Consider the following 17,280-nt stretch of genomic DNA (forward strand, 5'->3'; position numbering starts at 1 on the left):
TTACGCCTCCATTTTCTTGGCTCGTTCAACCACTTCTTCAATGGGTCCCGCCATTAGGAAGGCTGCCTCTGAAATGTGATCGTATTTACCTTCCGCAATTTCTTTAAAGCCGCGAATTGTGTCTTTCAAGGGCACATACTTTCCAGGTGAGCCCGTAAAGTTTTCAGCAACGAAGAATGGCTGCGACAAGAAACGTTGAATCTTACGAGCCCGAGCAACGATAAGTTTTTCTTCTTCAGATAACTCATCCATACCCAGGATTGCGATAATATCTTGCAGTTCCTTGTATTTTTGCAGAATTTGCTGAACTTGGCGGGCAACCGCGTAATGCTCTTCACCAAGTACTTGCGGCGAAAGAATCCGTGATGTTGAATCCAGCGGGTCCACTGCAGGGTAAATCCCGATCTCAGCAATAGCACGGGACAAAACGGTTTTAGCATCTAAGTGAGCAAATGCTGTGGCCGGAGCCGGGTCTGTTAAGTCATCGGCCGGCACATAAATAGCTTGTACCGATGTAATAGAACCTGTACGAGTAGACGTAATCCGCTCCTGCAATTGACCCATCTCAGTTGCTAAGGTTGGTTGGTAACCAACGGCTGAAGGCATCCGGCCAAGCAGAGCCGAAACCTCAGATCCAGCTTGGGTAAAGCGGAAAATGTTGTCGATGAAGAGCAACACGTCTTGACCTTGTTCATCACGGAAGTACTCAGCCATGGTCAGCCCGGTCAATCCTACACGCAGACGTGCTCCAGGCGGTTCGTTCATTTGACCGAACACCATGGCAGTCTTATCAATAACGCCGGATTCTTTCATTTCGTGATAAAGGTCATTTCCTTCACGAGTCCGCTCACCAACACCGGCAAATACTGAGATACCACCGTGTTGCTTAGCGATGTTATTAATGAGTTCCATAATTAATACTGTCTTACCAACACCGGCACCACCAAAGAGTCCGATCTTTCCACCCTTTGAGTAGGGGGCCAGTAAGTCAATAACTTTAATTCCGGTTTCCAAAATACGGGTTGATGGTTCTTGATCTTCAAACGCCGGAGCCGGACGGTGGATCGGATAAGTATGCTCATTACTGATCTCACCAACGTTATCGATTTGTTCTCCTAAGACATTAACCATCCGTCCCAGGGTCGCGGGGCCGACAGGAATCGTAATCGGCGCACCGGTGTTTATAGCCTCAATGCCTCTTTGCAAACCATCGGTTGAGGACATAGCTACGCAGCGTACAGTGTCGTTCCCAAGATGTTGAGCTGCTTCTAAGGTTAGATCAATGTTCTTTTCAGGAACCTTGATCTTAATAGCAGTATATATTTCCGGCAGTTCATCGGGTGCAAATGCAACGTCAACTACCGGTCCCATGACTTGCAATACCTTGCCGTTCTTCACAGGCGCATAACCTCCTTATTAGGTATTTCCGGCAGCTTATTCTAATGCTGCTGCTCCACCGACAATTTCAGATATTTCCTTGGTAATTGCCGCCTGTCGAGCTCTATTCATGGCCAGAGACAGCCGGTCAATCATATCCGTAGCATTATCTGTTGCCGAACTCATAGCCGTCATCCGGGCACCTTGCTCACTAGCTTTTCCTTCAAGAATTGAGCGGAAGATCTGTGTTTCCACATACTTCGGCAATAAGCTTGCAAGGATTTCGTCTGGAGACGGTTCAAAAATATATTGTTTTCCGTGTTTACCTTCAGGTTTTTCGATGGGAAGTAATTTGACTTGGGAAGGTCTTTGAGTGATAGCACTCACGAACTCAGTATACAATAAATAAACTTCATCCGCTTCACCTTGCTCATAAAGCCGTATTACTTCTTTAGCTACTTCTTTTGCTTGATTAAAACTTGGATCATCACCAAGCGCTACAAACTCAGCCAAAAACTCAATTTTACCGCGGCGGAAGAAATCCCGACCTTTGCGGCCTACCGTCACCAACTTAACTTCTTGCGGCGTTTCGGCAATCAAACCGGTCGTCTTCCGAATCAGGTTAGCATTATACCCTCCGCAAAGACCACGGTCCGATGTAATTAATACATAAACCACCTTTTGCACAGGCCGCTTGACTAAGAGCGGATGAACAGTATCCCCAGCCTGTGATAGGCGCTCCAAGACCCCTTGCAATTGGTTGGCATACGGGCGGGCAGCGATAAGTTTTTGTTGGGCTTTTCTGAGTTTGGCCGCGGAAACCATTTTCATCGCCTTCGTGATCTGCTGCATATTGCGTACGCTGCGGATCCGGCGACGAATATCGCGTACTCCTGCCACCTCATTCACCTACTCCTTTTTAATCTAGGCCACAAACCCCTGTTTGAATTCGTTAATCGCTTTTTCCAGTTCGGCGATCATGTCTTTGGAGAGCGCCTTTTCGGTGCGGATTTTAGTCAACAGGTCAGCCTTAACGGAGCGCATGAAACGCAGGTACTCTTGCTCAAATTTCCCAATCTTCTCAACGTCAATATCATCGGTAAATCCTTTAACCGCAGCGTAAATTACGACAACTTCTTCTTCGACAGGTAAGGTTGCATACTGAGCCTGTTTAAGAATTTCCATGGTCACTTTACCGCGGTTAAGGCGCATTTGGGTGACTTTATCCAAATCAGAACCAAATTGGGCAAATGCTGCTAATTCACGATAGCTGGCAAGGTCCAAACGGAGCTGACCGGCTACTTGTTTCATAGCTTTGATTTGGGCACTGCCTCCTACCCGGGAAACAGAGAGACCGACATTGATGGCCGGACGGAAACCGGAGTAAAAGAGGTCTGATTCCAAAAAGATCTGACCATCTGTAATGGAAATAACATTTGTAGGAATATAGGCCGAAACGTCACCGGCCTGAGTCTCGATAATAGGAAGTGCTGTCATTGAACCGGCGCCGAGTTCGTCAGAAAGTTTGGCAGCCCGCTCCAAGAGACGAGAGTGGAGGTAGAAAACATCCCCAGGATATGCTTCACGGCCTGGCGGACGCTTCAGGAGCAGTGAAAGTTCACGATAAGCAACCGCTTGTTTCGAGAGATCATCATAAATAATCAAGACATGCTTGCCGTTATACATGAATTCTTCACCCATGGCAGCACCGGAATAAGGCGCAATATAAACCATTGGTGCTGATTCAGAAGCTGTGGCAGCAACGACAATCGTGTATTTCATAGCATCGTTTTCTTCTAATTTTTGAACGACGCTGGCAACGGTCGAAGCTTTTTGTCCAACAGCGACATAGATACAAATCATATCTTGGCCTTTTTGGTTAATAATCGTATCGATTGCTACAGCAGTTTTACCTGTTTCACGGTCGCCGATGATTAATTCCCGCTGACCTCTGCCAATCGGAACCATAGCATCAATTGATTTAAGACCGGTTTGCACAGGTTCATGTACTGATTTCCGGGAAATAACACCAGATGCCCGGTTTTCAATAGGACGGAATTTATCCGTTACAATTTCCCCTTTGCCGTCAATAGGCTGACCAAGAGCATTAACAACCCGGCCAATCAAAGCCTCGCCGACAGGGACCTCCACGATCCGACCTGTTCTCTTGACCTGATCGCCCTCTTTGATCCCTGCGAAGGGTCCAAGAATAACGCAGCCAATATTATCTTCTTCAAGGTTCATGGCCATGCCATATACTTTACCGGGAAACTCTAAAAGTTCACCGGCCATGGCTTTCTCTAAACCGTAGACACGCGCAATTCCGTCTCCAACCTGGATAACTGTCCCGACGTCTACGGTATCGACAGCCGATTCATAACGTTCAATTTGCTGTCTGATAATAGAACTAATTTCTTCTGGACGCAAGTTCATCCTTTTATTTCACCCCTACTTCCTGAGGTTTATCTGTGCTTTTACGTAAATCCTCACGCATTTTAGCCAAAGCGTGTGCAATGGTCCCATCCATCACGCGGTCTCCGATTTGAATAAGAACTCCCCCAATGAGTTCTTCTCGTACTTCGCTGATTAGACGGACATCTTTCCCCGTCATACGGCCTATAGCCTTTTTGAGATCGTCGAGTTGCGAAGCACTTAAGGCAATGGCGCTAGCCACTTTTGCTTCAACAACTCTTCGTGCCTCATCCGCCAGCCGAGTAAACTCACGTTGAATGAACGGCAAGAGATTTTCTCTTTTGCGGTCAATCAAAAGATAGAGGAAATGACGGACAGTTTCACTGAAGTCGTCTCTAAGAATTTTTGCCATCACCGACTTCTTTTCGCTAAGCGAAATATGTGGGTGGAGCAAAACTTTTTTGACCTCATCATTTCCCTCAACCAATTTCGTTAGTTCACGTAAGTCGGCATCAATTGAATCAAGGGATGTCTCCGAGGCAATTTCAAACAAGGCTTGAGAGTATCTGCGAGCAAGTGATCCATTTATCATTGCATTTCCCCTACTTCTTGAATGAATTGTTCAATGAGATCCCCTTGACCTTTCAGGTCAAGCTTTTGACGAATAATCTTTTCAGCCACGAGAACTGACAAATCCGCAACTTGTGCCTTAACTTCAGAAATTGCGCGATCCCGTTCTCTTTCAATATCTACAAGGGCAGATTTCTTGATTTTTTCAGCTTCCTCGTGGGATTCAGCCAAGATTTCAGCGGCACGTTGTTCACTCACCTTTGTGGCCTTGGCAATCACCTCTTGAGCTTCCTGACGAGCTTTACGCATTTCTTCTTGGTATTCACGTTTTATTTGTTCAGCCTGTAGTCGTTCATTTTCCGCCTGGGACAGCATGGATTCAATATGAGTCCGTCGTTCTTCCATTACTTTCATTAACGGGCCCCATGCTTTCGCCTTCAGCAGCCAAACGAGCAGCAGGAATGATATAATTGTAGCTACTAATGTCCAGTCGAATTGAATAGGATTCCCACCCAATGGTCTACCCCCCTCTCGAGTCTGATTGTCGTCGGGATGATTTTTTTCAAGGGGGAACTTACGTCCCCCCTTGATTAAGATAGGCGCAATCCGTTAGCCCATCATACGAACTTACTTCACTGTAAACATCAACAACAGTCCAACGACCCAGCTAAGGAGTGGCAGAGCCTCAACCAAGCCTACACCGATAAACATGGTTGATTGTAATGTTGCTTTAGCCTCTGGTTGACGGGCGATACCCTCAATCGTTTTGCTAATAACATTACCATTACCGAGTGATGCTCCAAAGGCCGCTAAACCAGCAGCAATTCCTGCACCAAGTGCAGCTGCAGCATGCGCTTCCATTAAATTTCCTCCCTTCTTAATTTCCAAAAATTAATAAAAATTATTCCCTCAGTGAACTTCAAAACTTCACTGAAAACTAACCTAAGAATGGTGACAAAAACGGTTAAATTAGTGCTCAGAGGGCGTGACCGCCTGAGATATATACGCGGTAGTCAATACCGTGAATACATATGCTTGGATGGCACCGATAAAGATACTAAAGGCCAGCCAAACAACCTGCGGCAATACTCCTGGAAGAACACTCATTCCTGGAAGCATCCAAATAACCTTGACAAGGATCTCGCCGGCGAAGATATTTCCAAATAGACGAAAGGCGAGCGTCAATGGCTTAGCCAATAAGTCAATAAGGTGAATAATCGCAAATACCGGATTGGGTTCAACAAAATGATGGAAATAATGCGCCCCTTTAGTCTTTATGCCCAGGCTTACTACCAAAATAATTGTTAATAATGCTAAAGCCATGGTAACATTAATATCTGAAGTGGGTGCAGCTGAAAAATACTCTTGACGTGCAAAAATCTCATTCAAATGGGCAAAGTCTATGTGAAAATTCTCGAAAAGGCCAAATGTTAGGTTCGGGATCACACTGACCATGTTAGAAAAGAAAACAAACATAATCAACGTCAATAAATAACCTAAGAGCGGGCGTCCTTGTTCGTAGTTCATATTATCGGATACCAGGTTCTTAACAAAGTCGACAATCCATTCCATGACATTCTGCATTTTACCAGGTTTGCCGCTTGTTAAATTACGAACCCCTATTAAGCAAAAAATTAAAATAGCAGCCATTACCAGCCAAGTATTAATTAATGTTCTTGCGTGGAAGGTCATGTTTCCCAAGTGCCATAATACGGTTTCGTCAGCCATTCTTTTCCTCCCCCCTTTCTAAATGATTTCTTTGTATTGCAACGGTGATAAAAGAAATTATCAACCCCACAGCAATCCCTAATGCTAAACCTGGAAGCCAGCCCCTTTGAAAACGTCCCACAGCGGCGACAATTAAGGTAACTACTCCTAACCGAGATAAAAAGTTTCGGCGCATATGTCTTATTGCGTTATGTATATCAAGCTCTGAACTAATTAGCGTATCACGGTAGACCCAAATGGTATAACCGAAACCGGCCCAATACCCTACTAAACTTCCCAAGAAACCTTGATAGCCTGTCACTGCAAATCCCAGTAATAAACATGCTGTTACGCCCCAGAAGGCAACGCGGCTACTTCTCATCGGCTATCCACTCTTTTAAAGTAATTATTAGATAGCTCGCTCCGAATACTAACCCAACCAGCATCAGGCCAATAGTGAATAAGGGCTGTGTTCCCCAACGAGCATCCAGATATCGCCCCCAAAAAAATCCTCCACCGACGAGTCCCGCCAATATGGACGCAATACTTGAACCTATCGCTAGTGCCTTTTGCCATCCTTTAAGACTACTCGCCACATTCCCTCGTCCTTTGCTATGTGCTAGTAAATACTTCCACGTAACTAATGTATAAATCCTTCTTTTTATCCTCGATAAAAGAGTATTCAAAAGATTATTTTTAATATTATCTTTTGCTCTTTATCTTTTGCGTTATTTCCAAATCCTATTGTAACATACTATACCATAACTTTGTGCTTTTTTATACATAGTATATTTCTATTGCTGAATTCAATTTTTATTAATAATTTGCACGATTCGTTCTGCTGCATGGCCATCTCCATACGGATTGCTTGCCATTTCCATTTTTCGGTAAGCATCATCATCACTCAACAAACGTTTAAGCTCAGATAACACACTGTCATACCCCGTACCAACAAGGGAAACTGTCCCAGCTTCCACTGCCTCAGGCCTTTCTGTAGTATCTCTGACTACTAAAACCGGCTTACCGAGAGAAGGGGCTTCCTCTTGAATCCCACCTGAATCTGTCAATATTAAATACGACCGTGCCATCAGATTTACAAATGGTTCATAATCCATTGGTTCAATAAGATAGACACGAGGGTGTTTTCCAAGGACTTCATCAACCACTTTTCGAACCTTTGGATTCTTATGAACTGGAAATACTACATATGTTTCAGGGAATATTTCCAGCATCTTGCTTAAAGCCTGGTATATTTGCCGCATCGGTTCCCCAAGATTTTCTCGGCGATGGGTGGTAACTAAAACCATTCGCGATGTATTACCTTGTTTAAGGATGGCTTGAATTTGGGGTTCCCGAAAAAGATAATCAGCTTTTACCGTCGCCAGCAAAGCATCAATTACAGTATTACCTGTAACAAATACTTTTTCCTGCGCAACCCCTTCCCGCAGGAGATTTTCTCTTGCTCTTTCCGTAGGCGCAAAATGCAGATCTGTCAGGACTCCAGCCAGTCTGCGATTCATTTCTTCCGGATAGGGAGAATATTTATTCCCCGTACGCAATCCCGCTTCAACGTGCCCGATAGGTATTTGGGCATAGAAGGCTGCCAGAGCAGCTACAAAGGTAGTCGTTGTATCTCCGTGAACTAATACAAGATCAGGTGATTCCTGCTGGAATACTTCCCGGAGTCCATTAAGAGCGCGTGTTGTTATATCGGTCAGAGTTTGACCTTGTTTCATTAGATTAAGATCAAAATCAGGAGTTAACTTAAACAATTCCAGAACCTGATCTAACATCTCGCGATGCTGGGCTGTCACGGTGATCTGACAGTGAATTGCTTCTTGCTGCCTAAGGGCTTGGATAACAGGGGCCATTTTAATTGCCTCTGGCCGAGTACCGAACACCACCATCACTTTTTTTCGTCTGATCACAGGCTTTCTCCCTTCGATTGAGTCACCTCTCAATTGATATAGAGAGGTGACCAAACTATCACAATTTCGGAATGTCTTCCTCAAAGTGAATCAACTGAAGTCCCGCTTCTTTAGCCATCTCCAGGGCTAGTTGATCCGGATAGGGATAACGATAGAACACACGTATAATCCCGACATTAATAAGCAGTTTTGTGCAGAGCACACAGGGCTGATGGGTCACATAAAGATCCGCCCCCGTTATTGCCACTCCATGCTTGGCTGCCTGTACTATAGCATTTTGTTCCGCATGCACAGCACGGCAGATCTCATGACGCTCCCCTGAAGGAACGTCTAAGCTCTGCCGCAGACACCCAATTTGTTCACAATGTTGGAGTCCCGAAGGACTCCCATTATATCCGGTCGTTAAAATTTGTTTGTCCTTAACAATTACAGCTCCAACTTGACGTCGCAGACAGGTAGAACGTCCGGCTGCAACATGTGCCAGCTGCATGAAATAACTATCCCAGCTAGGGCGTTTTTCCCTTTTCATCATTTTGTCCCAAACAGACGGTCCCCAGCATCACCGAGCCCCGGGATTATATAGCCATGATCGTTTAAACGTTCGTCGACGGCAGCAACAAAAATATCAACATCAGCATGTGCACTTTGTACAGCTTTTATACCTTCCGGTGCTGCAATGAGGCACATTAATTTTATGTTTTTGGCTCCACGATCTTTTAAAAATGTAATAGCAGCAGAGGCCGAACCTCCTGTTGCCAGCATGGGATCGATAATAATCAGATCCCGCTCGGCAATATCGCTGGGAAGTTTGCAATAATACTCTACCGGAGAGAGAGTCTCCGGATCCCGATACAAGCCCACATGTCCAACCTTTGCCGCAGGAATCAACCGCAGCATGCCGTCAACCATACCTAATCCCGCTCGAAGAATAGGAACTAACCCAACTTTTCGACCAGCAATTACTTTGGTTCTAGCCAAACCTACCGGGGTTTGAACTTCGACTTCTTGAAGGGGAAAATCCCGGGTTACCTCATAAGCCATCAACATTGCGACTTCCTCAACAAGCTCCCGAAACTCTTTAGAACCCGTTTTTTCATCGCGAATTAAGGATAACTTATGTTGAATGAGAGGGTGGTCAAGAACTTGAAGTTTTGCCATATTCTGGTCTCAACTCCTAATTTAAATTAGCGTATAAGGGATATTCAGCACACAGTGCGCTGACAATTCCCCGTGCCTTCGCTAGTTTATCAGGTTCACGGTGAGAGGTCAAGGCGAGGTCAATTGCTTCGGCGATTTGCACCATAGCCTGAGGGTTCATCCCCCGAGTAGTAACAGCAGGCGTGCCAATACGAATGCCGCTGGTGACAAAAGGACTTTCCGTTTCAAAAGGAATCGTATTTTTATTGACAGTAATACCGACTTCGTGGAGAATATGTTCGGCTTCTTTACCAGTTAGCCCTTTTGGTTTTACGTCCACAAGCATAAGGTGATTGTCCGTTCCTCCGGAAACAAGTCGGAACCCCTTTTCTACCAGGCTCTGCGCCAGTGCTTGAGCATTTTCCACGATTCGTTTTTGATACTCTTTAAATTCCGGATGCAGAGCTTCTCCAAAGGCGACTGCTTTGGCAGCAATAACATGCATCAACGGCCCTCCCTGAATCCCGGGAAAAATGGCCTTGTCAATGGCTTGGGCAAATTCTTCCTTACAGAGTATTAACCCTCCCCGCGGTCCCCTCAAGGTCTTATGCGTTGTTGAAGTTACAAAGTGAGCATAAGGTACTGGAGATGGATGAAGATCTGCCGCCACTAAACCGGCAAAATGTGCCATATCAACCATAAATAAAGCTTTTGCTTCATCGGCTATTTCTCGCATTTTAGCAAAATCAATAATTCGCGGATAAGCACTCGCCCCGGCAACGATTAATTTTGGCTTATGCTCAAGGGCCAATTTGCGTACCATTTCATAATCAATACGTTCCGTTTCCTTATCGACTCCATAAGAAACAAAGTTAAAATAAGTTCCGGAAATATTCACTTGACTGCCGTGCGTTAAATGTCCTCCATGAGATAAATTCATTCCCAGCACAGTGTCTCCAGGTTTTAACATAGCGAAATATACTGCCATATTGGCTTGAGATCCTGAATGTGGCTGAACATTGGCATGTTCGGCCCCAAAAATTTTTTTAATCCGTTCCCGAGCTAAATTTTCTACCACATCGACATATTCGCAGCCTCCATAGTAGCGTTTGCCCGGATAACCTTCGGCATATTTGTTGGTTAAAACTGAACCTTGAGCGGCTAAGACGGCTCTGCTTACAAAGTTCTCGGAAGCAATAAGTTCAATAGTCTGCCTCTGTCGATTTTCCTCTTGTTCCATTGCTGCAGCGACTTCCGGGTCCTGTGGTTTAACCCATTGATTGATATAATCCATGTTATTCGCTCCTATTCTGTAGTTTGAGTATGAAAGATCATTCGTATCTGGCCCTTGGACCTCCGATAAGGCGCGGGCGAGTTCGGGCGAGGGTAAGATGAGCTTCGCCCAATTCTTTAACGTGAAGCCGGACAGGAATAACGACCGGGCGCAGGTGCATGCCGATGAAAGTATCTCCAACATCTATCCCGGCATGACCTTGGATGGTCTCAACCATGACCGGTGACATAAAGGAATCCCAAGCTTTAACAGTCATAGCACCTCCGGCATGGAGCGCAGGAAGTACCGTAACGATCTCTAAGCCATAATGTTCTGCGCAATCCTCTTCGACAACTAAAGCACGGTTAATGTGTTCGCATCCCTGAACTGCTAAATAAATTCCTTTTTGGCGAACTCGATTTAACAAGGGCGGCAATAATATCTCAGCAACCTCTAAACTGCTTCCTTGCCCTATTCGATGTCCAACGACCTCACTGGTGCTGCATCCTAGAACAAGAATCTGCTGAGAACGCAGTGTCACTTGCTGAAAGAAGCCGTCAAGAATTCCTTCCCACTCTTGCTTTAATTCTTGAAGTTTTTGCGAAGCATCGTTTTCCACGTACAAGGCTCCTCCTTCCACGGACTTAAGTGAACTCGCTTACGCTAAAGCCGAACATCGGTGCTTCAGATACAATAATGTCCAGTGGACATTATTGCCGAGGCAACGAAGGACCCACCCCCACTTATAGAAGTGGAGGCCTTAAAAACCGGATCAAACCTTCTTGCCAAGTTCAAAGTCGGTAATCAAATTTATGCGTCGTTCATGTCTCCCTCCTGAAAATTCAGTTTTCAGAAAGATATCAACGATGTCTAGCGCCAGTCCAACACCTACAACTCTTCCGCCTAATGCTAAAACATTGGCATTATTATGTTCTCGAGCCATCCTTGCCGAAAAGGTCTCCGTGCAAACGGCAGAGCGAATTCCCGGAAGTTTATTAGCGGCTATAGATATTCCCTGTCCCGTTCCACATACCGCAATTCCCAAATCAGCTTCACCCTTTAGGATGGCATTACCCACTGCAAATCCATACATGGGATAATCTACTGAATCTGTCGAGTAAGTTCCTACGTCGAGAACCTCATATCCTTGTGACTCTAGGTGACCGCGAATGGCCTCCTTGAGTTCGTATCCTCCATGGTCTGCTCCAAGAACAACTCTCACTTTAATTCCTCCATTTCTATGTATTCATTCAGTTCTACAAATACTTACAAAATCCCTGCAAACTATGAAAACTTGGCAATCCCAAAAAAAATAGCGACAACGTCGCTAGTGTAATCATCTTCATTTCATCTTATGCCTTGCTCTGTCATTTCTCGATATCCTCTGCAAGGCGTTCTTTAAGAGAGGGTAGCAGCTCCTCAATTTCTAAAGCTGTCCGACGATATTCATCAACTGAACCCATCCAAGGATCGCGAATATCTCGTCCCCGCTCTCCCCATCCGCCTAAACAGCGAATTTTAGAAGCGAATTCAGGAAAACGATATTTGAGACGTTCTTCCTGAGCTTGGGTCATTGGAATAATCCAATCTGCCTCACTCATTAGTTCTGCGCTGATTTTCCTTGCCCGGTGATCGGAAAGATCCAGTTTCTTTTCTTTAAGAACTTCTAAAGCCTGAAGGCTTGCCTTCTCACCTTCCCAAGCTTCTATTCCTGCCGAAGCGACTTGAACCTCTTTGCCCAAAATCTGCCGGGCCAGCCTTTCTGCCATCGGACTTCGGCAAGTATTACCCGTGCATACAAACAGCAGTTTTAACGCCATAACGACACCCCATCAGAATAACAATTTTACGCCAATTAAAAGCAAAGCGATGCCACCCAATAATTCCGCCTTATCTCCCAAACGTGTACCGATTACGCGTCCTAAAAGCAGGCCCATTCCTGTCATCAATCCCGCAATAAGACCCATTGCTATAACGCTGATCAAGATATTGAAGCCAAATGTCCCTAGCGAAAAGCCTACGCTCAAAGCATCCAAGCTGACACTAGCTGCCATCACATAAAGGCTCCATCCTTTATAGGAAATGTCTACAAACAGCCTTTTCTGCCGCAAGGCTTTCTTAGCCTCAGCAAAGGAAAATTGTTCTTTCGTTGGATGGTATACTTTGTAAAATACATGCCCGCCCAAGCCTATCAATATCAAGGCACCAATCCAACTTGCAAATTGTCCTAAAATAGCTCCTAAAGCCTGACCTAAGACCATTCCACCCAAAGGCATCAGCACATGGAAAGCAGCTACTACAACGATAAATTTCAACATTAAGGCTTTCCTAATTCCGGACAAGCCGATCGCCAGTGATAAGGAGAATGCATCAGTGCCTAAGGCAATTGCTACGGCAATAACCCACGCTAAATTCAATACCCTTCCCTCCGTTCTCCCTATGTATATGCTAAGGGAAGGGCCTCTTAGACGCGAGGTTAAAACCTATATAAATTCTACCCTTTGCCCGGCTGCTTTCTGCAAGCGGTTCATAATTGCACTCCCTAAACCAGTCTCTTCTATTCCTTCTGCTAAAATCAAATCCATGCCTCTTTCATCACAAACCCGAAGTCCTTCAAACAAGCTCGCAGCAATTTCTTCGGGCCGATTTTGGGAGCCCAAGACAAAAAGAAGATCCGGAAGAAGATGGTGCAAAAGCGGGGCGCTTTCAAGGGTACAAAGAATCCCAACTTTTTTTAACCGCGCATGGCCACGCTGAATTTCCATTCCCATGCGTTGTACAACGCGTTGTGAAGAGCCCACCAATAAAATCATTTCACCCTGAGGAGCATAGTGACGATACTTCATTCCCGGCGCTTTAGGAGCTTGATTCTCTTGGGGAACATCAACCTGAACCTCTCCCAGAACTTCTTCCAATTTTTCCTTAGTGATTCCGCCTGGGCGCAAAATCGTAGGCACATTCCCGCTTAAATCAAGAACCGTCGATTCCAGCCCCACCGGACATGCTCCGGCATCAAGAATCAGGGGGATTTTCCCCTTCATATCACGCCAGACATGGCTGCCGTTAGTTGGACTGGGCTTACCCGATTGATTGGCGCTTGGTGCCGCAATAGGAAGGCCTGTTTCTTCGATTAAACGCAGAGCAACAGGATGGCTCGGCATTCTGAGAGCTATGTTAGGCAATCCGGCTGTGACATTATCTGGTATAAGCGGCCTCTTTTTAAGTACTAACGTTAATGGCCCAGGCCAAAAATGATGAGCACATAGTTCCGCTTCAGCTGTCCACCCGTCCACATACCTGTCGGCCATGGCCCGATTACAAACATGAACAATCAGAGGGTTGTCCTGGGGTCTGCCTTTGGCAGCAAAAATTTTAGCGCAAGCAGAAGCACTTAGGGCATTAGCCCCCAAGCCATAAACCGTTTCTGTCGGAAATGCCACAAGTTCTCCCGCGCGAAGCCAATTCGCTCCTTCAGATATTAATTCAGGTTCCGGAGATACTCCGTCAATATATACTCGTTTTGTCTGCACCGATGTTCACCTCGCTAAGATCACCCGGTCTCGGCCTGCCAAATCCGGGAACACTTGAGTCGCAAAACCCTTCTTTTGAAAAATACCGCAAACGGCTTCTCCTTGATCCCAACCAATTTCCAATAAAATTTTCCCTTCCGGTTTTAAGAGCGTTTTCGCCTCTTCTGCCAGCCGGCGATAAAATTTCAGGCCGTCTTGTCCGCCTAAAAAGGCCATGGAAGGTTCACGAAATATCTCAGGAGCACACTGAACGTAGTCTGCCATTGAAACATAGGGAGGATTAGAGATAATCCAATCCCAACATTCCCCCCTAATGGAAACTGCAAAATCACCCTCCCGCCAGTTCACTGAAACACCTAAATTGCCAGCATTCACTCGAGCCACCTCAAGGGCGTCTGAGGAAAGATCAGAGCCCACAATTTCAGCTTTGGGATAATAATAGGCCATGGAGATGGCAAGAACTCCGCTTCCCGTGCAGAGATCCGCCACCTTTATCCTTGCTCGCCCTTGCTTTTCTTCCTGACGAACTAATTCCAGCCAAGTCTCGACTAACGTCTCACTATCTGAGCGGGGGATAAGCACTCGCTCATCGACATAAAAAGGAAGTCCCATAAACTCCTGGGATTTTAAAATATATTGAAGAGGCTCATGCTCAGAACGACGGACAATCCAATGCTTGAAAGCATTTTCTTCTTCATTGCTTAGTTGGCGATCCCGCTCAAAATACAGTTTGTCTCTTGAAACTTTGAGAACTTCAGCCAGCAGCATATCTGCATCAAAGCGGGCGTTATCAATATTCTTGTCCAGAAGCTGTGCCTCACCCCAGCGCATCCCTTCCAGTACGTTCAAAGCTAAGTTAACCTCCTGATTCGATGTCTCCTAAGCTATCTCGTTCTTTAAGCGTTCGGCTTGATCCGACGTGATTAAGGCTTGGATGATTTCTTCCATATCTCCCGCCAGAATAGTCTCCAAACGGTGAATGGTTAGACCTATACGATGATCAGTTACTCGTCCTTGGGGAAAATTATACGTCCGTATACGCTCACTTCGATCTCCTGTGCCAACTTGGTTTCGACGTTCGGAAGCCTGTTCGCCCATAGCCTCTTCTTGAGCTTTTTCTAAAATACGAGCACGTAAAACGCGCAAAGCCTTTTCCTTGTTTTTAAGTTGAGATTTCTCATCCTGACAAGTTGCAATTATTCCTGTCGGTAAATGTGTAATTCTTACAGCTGATTGGGTAGTATTTACACATTGACCTCCCGGCCCGCTCGAACAAAAAATATCTATTCTCAGATCATTGGGATTAATGGAAACTTCCACTTCCTCTGCTTCAGGCAAAACTGCAACAGTAGCCGTTGAGGTATGAATTCTTCCCCCTGATTCTGTAGTTGGAATCCGTTGAACCCGATGGACACCACTTTCAAACTTCAGCTTGCTGTAAGCCCCATAACCTTCAACAATGAAAATTACTTCTTTATATCCGCCAATATCAGTGTAACTGGCACTCAGGACTTCTGTCCTCCAGCCCTGTTCCTCAGCATAACGAGTATACATCTTATAGAGATCCCCCGCAAACAGAGCTGCTTCTTCGCCGCCGGCTCCTCCCCGAATTTCCATAATGACATTTTTTTCATCATTAGGGTCTTTGGGCAAAAGTAAGATTTTCATAGACTCCTCAAGTTTCTGAGACCGGCCTTTCAAGTCATCCCGCTCTTGTTCTGCCATCTCCAGCATGTCTGGATCAAGCTTTTCTTGCAGAAGTTTTTCTGTTTCTTCCAGTTGATGTGTCACCTCTTGGTATTCTCGGAAAGCCGTAACAAGATTTGTCATGCCTGCTTGAGTTTTAGCATATTTTTGCCATTCTGTCTGATTGGCAATAATCTCAGGATCGCTTAGAAGCTCTGTAAGCTCATCATATTTACGTTCTATTTCATAAAGTTTCTCTAGCATTATTCACACCCCAAAAAATTAGGTTAGTTCTTGACCCGAATCCAAAACACCCTTCAAGGCAGCTAAGGCAACTTCAAGCTGCGAATCATCCGGTTCACGCGTTGTTAATTTCTGCAGTAACAAACCCGGAACAATAAGCCAGCGAAACTGTGGTGATTCCAAATGCCGTGCGGAGAATTTGAGGATCTCATAAGCAAGACCGGCTACCAACGGCATCAGTAATACACGAGATACAATACGCCACCATAAAGGATGTAAACCGACAAAGGCGAAAACAAAGATGCTCACCACAACTACGATTAACAAAAAACTTGTTCCGCAGCGCGGGTGCAGTCTGGAAAAAGAACGCGCATTTTCTACAGTTAAGTCTTTTCCTGCTTCATAAGTGAAAATTGCCTTATGCTCAGCGCCATGGTACTGAAAAACCCTCTGAACATCCTTAAGCCGGGAAATAATCACAATGTAGATAAAAAATATCGCTAAGCGTATTGCTCCCTCTAGAAGATTTTGCCAGAGAGTCCCTGTCACTTTACTTTGAAACAAATGCGCTACACCGGTCGGCAAACCAACAAAAAACAATAAGCCTAAACCAAAAGCCAAGCCGATGGTTAAAGCCAATTCCCAGAAGCCAAGTTCTTCGCTCTCTTTACCGTCTTCTTCTCCCAGCGAACGATTAGCCGAAAATGTTAAAGCCCGTGTCCCAACGACTAAAGAATCTATCAGTGCCACAAACCCACGAATCAAAGGCAATTTAAAAATCAATTTTTTGGCCCAAGGATGGATTTCAATACATGTTACCTCAATCTCACCGTTAGGAAGCCTGACTGCAATAGCACTTTCCCGTGGGCCGCGCATCATGACTCCTTCTATGACGGCTTGACCGCCATATTGGACTGGTCTATCCATCCACTGCTCTCCTCACGTTTATTTTTCTTAAGGGCATAATAAATTATGCTTCGTAAAAGCGACACGTGCCACCCTCATGATGCCAAAGTTACAAAGAAAACTTGGCTGGCACCCGAAGACACTGTCTTCACATGTATTAACTCTTCTTGCAGTATACAACCGAAAGTTATGCTTTCCAGTAGTATAAAGAAAACTCGGCTTGTGCCGAGCTTATGCCGCGAAGAGCAGAGCTTGCGCTCTGCTCTCCCTTCAGCAACGACCGCAGGCCGTTGTTTACATCCCATATTTCTTCTTAAAGCGTTCAACCCGTCCGCCAGCATCGACAAAACGCTGTACCCCGGTGTAAAAGGGATGGCATTTCGAACAAATTTCCACTTTGATATCTTTTTTAGTACTTGCTGTATGAATAACCTCGCCGCAAGCACATGTCACTGTGGTTTGTTCGTATTTCGGGTGAATTTTTTCTTTCATATCTTCACCTTCTTTCCCA

At 45.3% G+C, this 17,280-nt stretch carries 22 protein-coding genes; all 22 read right to left on the reverse strand.

Annotated elements, in window-relative coordinates:
* Positions 1 to 1,398, reverse strand: coding sequence for a F0F1 ATP synthase subunit beta (gene atpD / locus DEAC_RS04795; RefSeq protein WP_047808899.1), 1,398 nt, complete (start codon positions 1,396 to 1,398; stop codon positions 1 to 3).
* Between the two features lie 36 nt (positions 1,399 to 1,434).
* Complete coding sequence (gene atpG / locus DEAC_RS04800; RefSeq protein ID WP_047808900.1) at positions 1,435 to 2,277, reverse strand: ATP synthase F1 subunit gamma; 843 nt, start codon at positions 2,275 to 2,277, stop codon at positions 1,435 to 1,437.
* 24 nt (positions 2,278 to 2,301) lie between these two features.
* Positions 2,302 to 3,810 carry a F0F1 ATP synthase subunit alpha gene (gene atpA, locus DEAC_RS04805; protein WP_047808901.1) on the reverse strand — a complete coding sequence of 503 codons (1,509 nt, stop codon included), beginning with the start codon at positions 3,808 to 3,810 and terminating at the stop codon, positions 2,302 to 2,304.
* A 4-nt stretch (positions 3,811 to 3,814) separates the two neighbouring features.
* Entirely contained in the window at positions 3,815 to 4,381 is a 567-nt protein-coding gene (locus tag DEAC_RS04810) for a F0F1 ATP synthase subunit delta (protein ID WP_047808902.1), read from the reverse strand.
* Positions 4,378 to 4,875: a F0F1 ATP synthase subunit B gene (gene atpF / locus DEAC_RS04815; RefSeq protein WP_047808903.1), complete on the reverse strand. Its 498-nt coding sequence runs from the start codon at positions 4,873 to 4,875 to the stop codon at positions 4,378 to 4,380. The genes DEAC_RS04810 and atpF overlap by 4 nt, the downstream gene beginning before the upstream one ends.
* Positions 4,876 to 4,986: 111 nt before the next feature.
* Positions 4,987 to 5,220: a F0F1 ATP synthase subunit C gene (gene atpE / locus DEAC_RS04820; protein WP_047808904.1), complete on the reverse strand. Its 234-nt coding sequence runs from the start codon at positions 5,218 to 5,220 to the stop codon at positions 4,987 to 4,989.
* A 108-nt stretch (positions 5,221 to 5,328) separates the two neighbouring features.
* Positions 5,329 to 6,087: a F0F1 ATP synthase subunit A gene (gene atpB / locus DEAC_RS04825; protein WP_047808905.1), complete on the reverse strand. Its 759-nt coding sequence runs from the start codon at positions 6,085 to 6,087 to the stop codon at positions 5,329 to 5,331.
* Positions 6,080 to 6,448, reverse strand: a complete 369-nt coding sequence (locus DEAC_RS04830; protein WP_047808906.1) for a hypothetical protein — start codon at positions 6,446 to 6,448, stop codon at positions 6,080 to 6,082. The genes atpB and DEAC_RS04830 overlap by 8 nt, the downstream gene beginning before the upstream one ends.
* Positions 6,438 to 6,662, reverse strand: coding sequence for an AtpZ/AtpI family protein (locus DEAC_RS04835; RefSeq protein ID WP_047808907.1), 225 nt, complete (start codon positions 6,660 to 6,662; stop codon positions 6,438 to 6,440). Before DEAC_RS04835 ends, DEAC_RS04830 begins: the two co-directional genes overlap by 11 nt.
* A 210-nt stretch (positions 6,663 to 6,872) precedes the next feature.
* On the reverse strand, positions 6,873 to 7,994 hold the full coding sequence (gene wecB, locus DEAC_RS04840; RefSeq protein WP_282434436.1) for a non-hydrolyzing UDP-N-acetylglucosamine 2-epimerase: 1,122 nt from the start codon (positions 7,992 to 7,994) through the stop codon (positions 6,873 to 6,875).
* Between the two features lie 58 nt (positions 7,995 to 8,052).
* On the reverse strand, positions 8,053 to 8,523 hold the full coding sequence (locus tag DEAC_RS04845) for a deoxycytidylate deaminase (protein ID WP_047808909.1): 471 nt from the start codon (positions 8,521 to 8,523) through the stop codon (positions 8,053 to 8,055).
* Positions 8,523 to 9,152, reverse strand: coding sequence for a uracil phosphoribosyltransferase (gene upp, locus DEAC_RS04850; RefSeq protein ID WP_047808910.1), 630 nt, complete (start codon positions 9,150 to 9,152; stop codon positions 8,523 to 8,525). Before upp ends, DEAC_RS04845 begins: the two co-directional genes overlap by 1 nt.
* Positions 9,153 to 9,168: 16 nt before the next feature.
* Positions 9,169 to 10,425, reverse strand: coding sequence for a serine hydroxymethyltransferase (locus tag DEAC_RS04855; RefSeq protein ID WP_047808911.1), 1,257 nt, complete (start codon positions 10,423 to 10,425; stop codon positions 9,169 to 9,171).
* Positions 10,426 to 10,462: 37 nt separating this feature from the next.
* Complete coding sequence (locus DEAC_RS04860) at positions 10,463 to 11,023, reverse strand: TIGR01440 family protein (RefSeq protein ID WP_047808912.1); 561 nt, start codon at positions 11,021 to 11,023, stop codon at positions 10,463 to 10,465.
* 153 nt (positions 11,024 to 11,176) lie between these two features.
* Positions 11,177 to 11,626 (reverse strand): ribose 5-phosphate isomerase B, encoded by a 450-nt coding sequence (rpiB, locus tag DEAC_RS04865; RefSeq protein WP_047808913.1) that lies wholly within the window; start codon positions 11,624 to 11,626, stop codon positions 11,177 to 11,179.
* Positions 11,627 to 11,771: 145 nt separating this feature from the next.
* Positions 11,772 to 12,224: a low molecular weight protein arginine phosphatase gene (locus DEAC_RS04870; protein WP_047808914.1), complete on the reverse strand. Its 453-nt coding sequence runs from the start codon at positions 12,222 to 12,224 to the stop codon at positions 11,772 to 11,774.
* Positions 12,225 to 12,236: 12 nt separating this feature from the next.
* Positions 12,237 to 12,821: a manganese efflux pump MntP gene (locus DEAC_RS04875; RefSeq protein ID WP_047808915.1), complete on the reverse strand. Its 585-nt coding sequence runs from the start codon at positions 12,819 to 12,821 to the stop codon at positions 12,237 to 12,239.
* Between the two features lie 66 nt (positions 12,822 to 12,887).
* Positions 12,888 to 13,934, reverse strand: a complete 1,047-nt coding sequence (locus DEAC_RS04880) for an L-threonylcarbamoyladenylate synthase (protein ID WP_047808916.1) — start codon at positions 13,932 to 13,934, stop codon at positions 12,888 to 12,890.
* A 6-nt stretch (positions 13,935 to 13,940) separates the two neighbouring features.
* Entirely contained in the window at positions 13,941 to 14,783 is an 843-nt protein-coding gene (prmC, locus tag DEAC_RS04885) for a peptide chain release factor N(5)-glutamine methyltransferase (RefSeq protein WP_047808917.1), read from the reverse strand.
* A 30-nt stretch (positions 14,784 to 14,813) separates the two neighbouring features.
* On the reverse strand, positions 14,814 to 15,884 hold the full coding sequence (gene prfA, locus DEAC_RS04890) for a peptide chain release factor 1 (protein WP_047808918.1): 1,071 nt from the start codon (positions 15,882 to 15,884) through the stop codon (positions 14,814 to 14,816).
* Between the two features lie 18 nt (positions 15,885 to 15,902).
* Positions 15,903 to 16,790 carry a DUF1385 domain-containing protein gene (locus DEAC_RS04895; RefSeq protein WP_047808919.1) on the reverse strand — a complete coding sequence of 296 codons (888 nt, stop codon included), beginning with the start codon at positions 16,788 to 16,790 and terminating at the stop codon, positions 15,903 to 15,905.
* A gap of 273 nt (positions 16,791 to 17,063) precedes the next feature.
* A complete protein-coding gene (gene rpmE, locus DEAC_RS04900; protein ID WP_047809061.1) occupies positions 17,064 to 17,261 on the reverse strand; it encodes a 50S ribosomal protein L31 in 198 nt (65 codons plus the stop codon).
* Positions 17,262 to 17,280 lie beyond the last annotated feature (19 nt).

This window comes from Desulfosporosinus acididurans (assembly GCF_001029285.1).
In the GTDB taxonomy this organism is placed as follows: domain Bacteria; phylum Bacillota; class Desulfitobacteriia; order Desulfitobacteriales; family Desulfitobacteriaceae; genus Desulfosporosinus; species Desulfosporosinus acididurans.

Excerpts from the sequence above, each read along its gene's own strand:
- atpA (WP_047808901.1), bottom strand. The coding sequence starts at position 3,810 with ATGAACTTGCGTCCAGAAGAAATTAGTTCTATTATCAGACAGCAAATT.
- DEAC_RS04810 (WP_047808902.1), bottom strand. The coding sequence starts at position 4,381 with ATGATAAATGGATCACTTGCTCGCAGATACTCTCAAGCCTTGTTTGAA.
- atpE (WP_047808904.1), bottom strand. The coding sequence starts at position 5,220 with ATGGAAGCGCATGCTGCAGCTGCACTTGGTGCAGGAATTGCTGCTGGT.
- atpB (WP_047808905.1), bottom strand. The coding sequence starts at position 6,087 with ATGGCTGACGAAACCGTATTATGGCACTTGGGAAACATGACCTTCCAC.
- DEAC_RS04830 (WP_047808906.1), bottom strand. The coding sequence starts at position 6,448 with ATGAGAAGTAGCCGCGTTGCCTTCTGGGGCGTAACAGCATGTTTATTA.
- DEAC_RS04845 (WP_047808909.1), bottom strand. The coding sequence starts at position 8,523 with ATGAAAAGGGAAAAACGCCCTAGCTGGGATAGTTATTTCATGCAGCTG.
- upp (WP_047808910.1), bottom strand. The coding sequence starts at position 9,152 with ATGGCAAAACTTCAAGTTCTTGACCACCCTCTCATTCAACATAAGTTA.
- DEAC_RS04855 (WP_047808911.1), bottom strand. The coding sequence starts at position 10,425 with ATGGATTATATCAATCAATGGGTTAAACCACAGGACCCGGAAGTCGCT.
- DEAC_RS04870 (WP_047808914.1), bottom strand. The coding sequence starts at position 12,224 with ATGGCGTTAAAACTGCTGTTTGTATGCACGGGTAATACTTGCCGAAGT.
- prfA (WP_047808918.1), bottom strand. The coding sequence starts at position 15,884 with ATGCTAGAGAAACTTTATGAAATAGAACGTAAATATGATGAGCTTACA.
- DEAC_RS04895 (WP_047808919.1), bottom strand. The coding sequence starts at position 16,790 with ATGGATAGACCAGTCCAATATGGCGGTCAAGCCGTCATAGAAGGAGTC.
- rpmE (WP_047809061.1), bottom strand. The coding sequence starts at position 17,261 with ATGAAAGAAAAAATTCACCCGAAATACGAACAAACCACAGTGACATGT.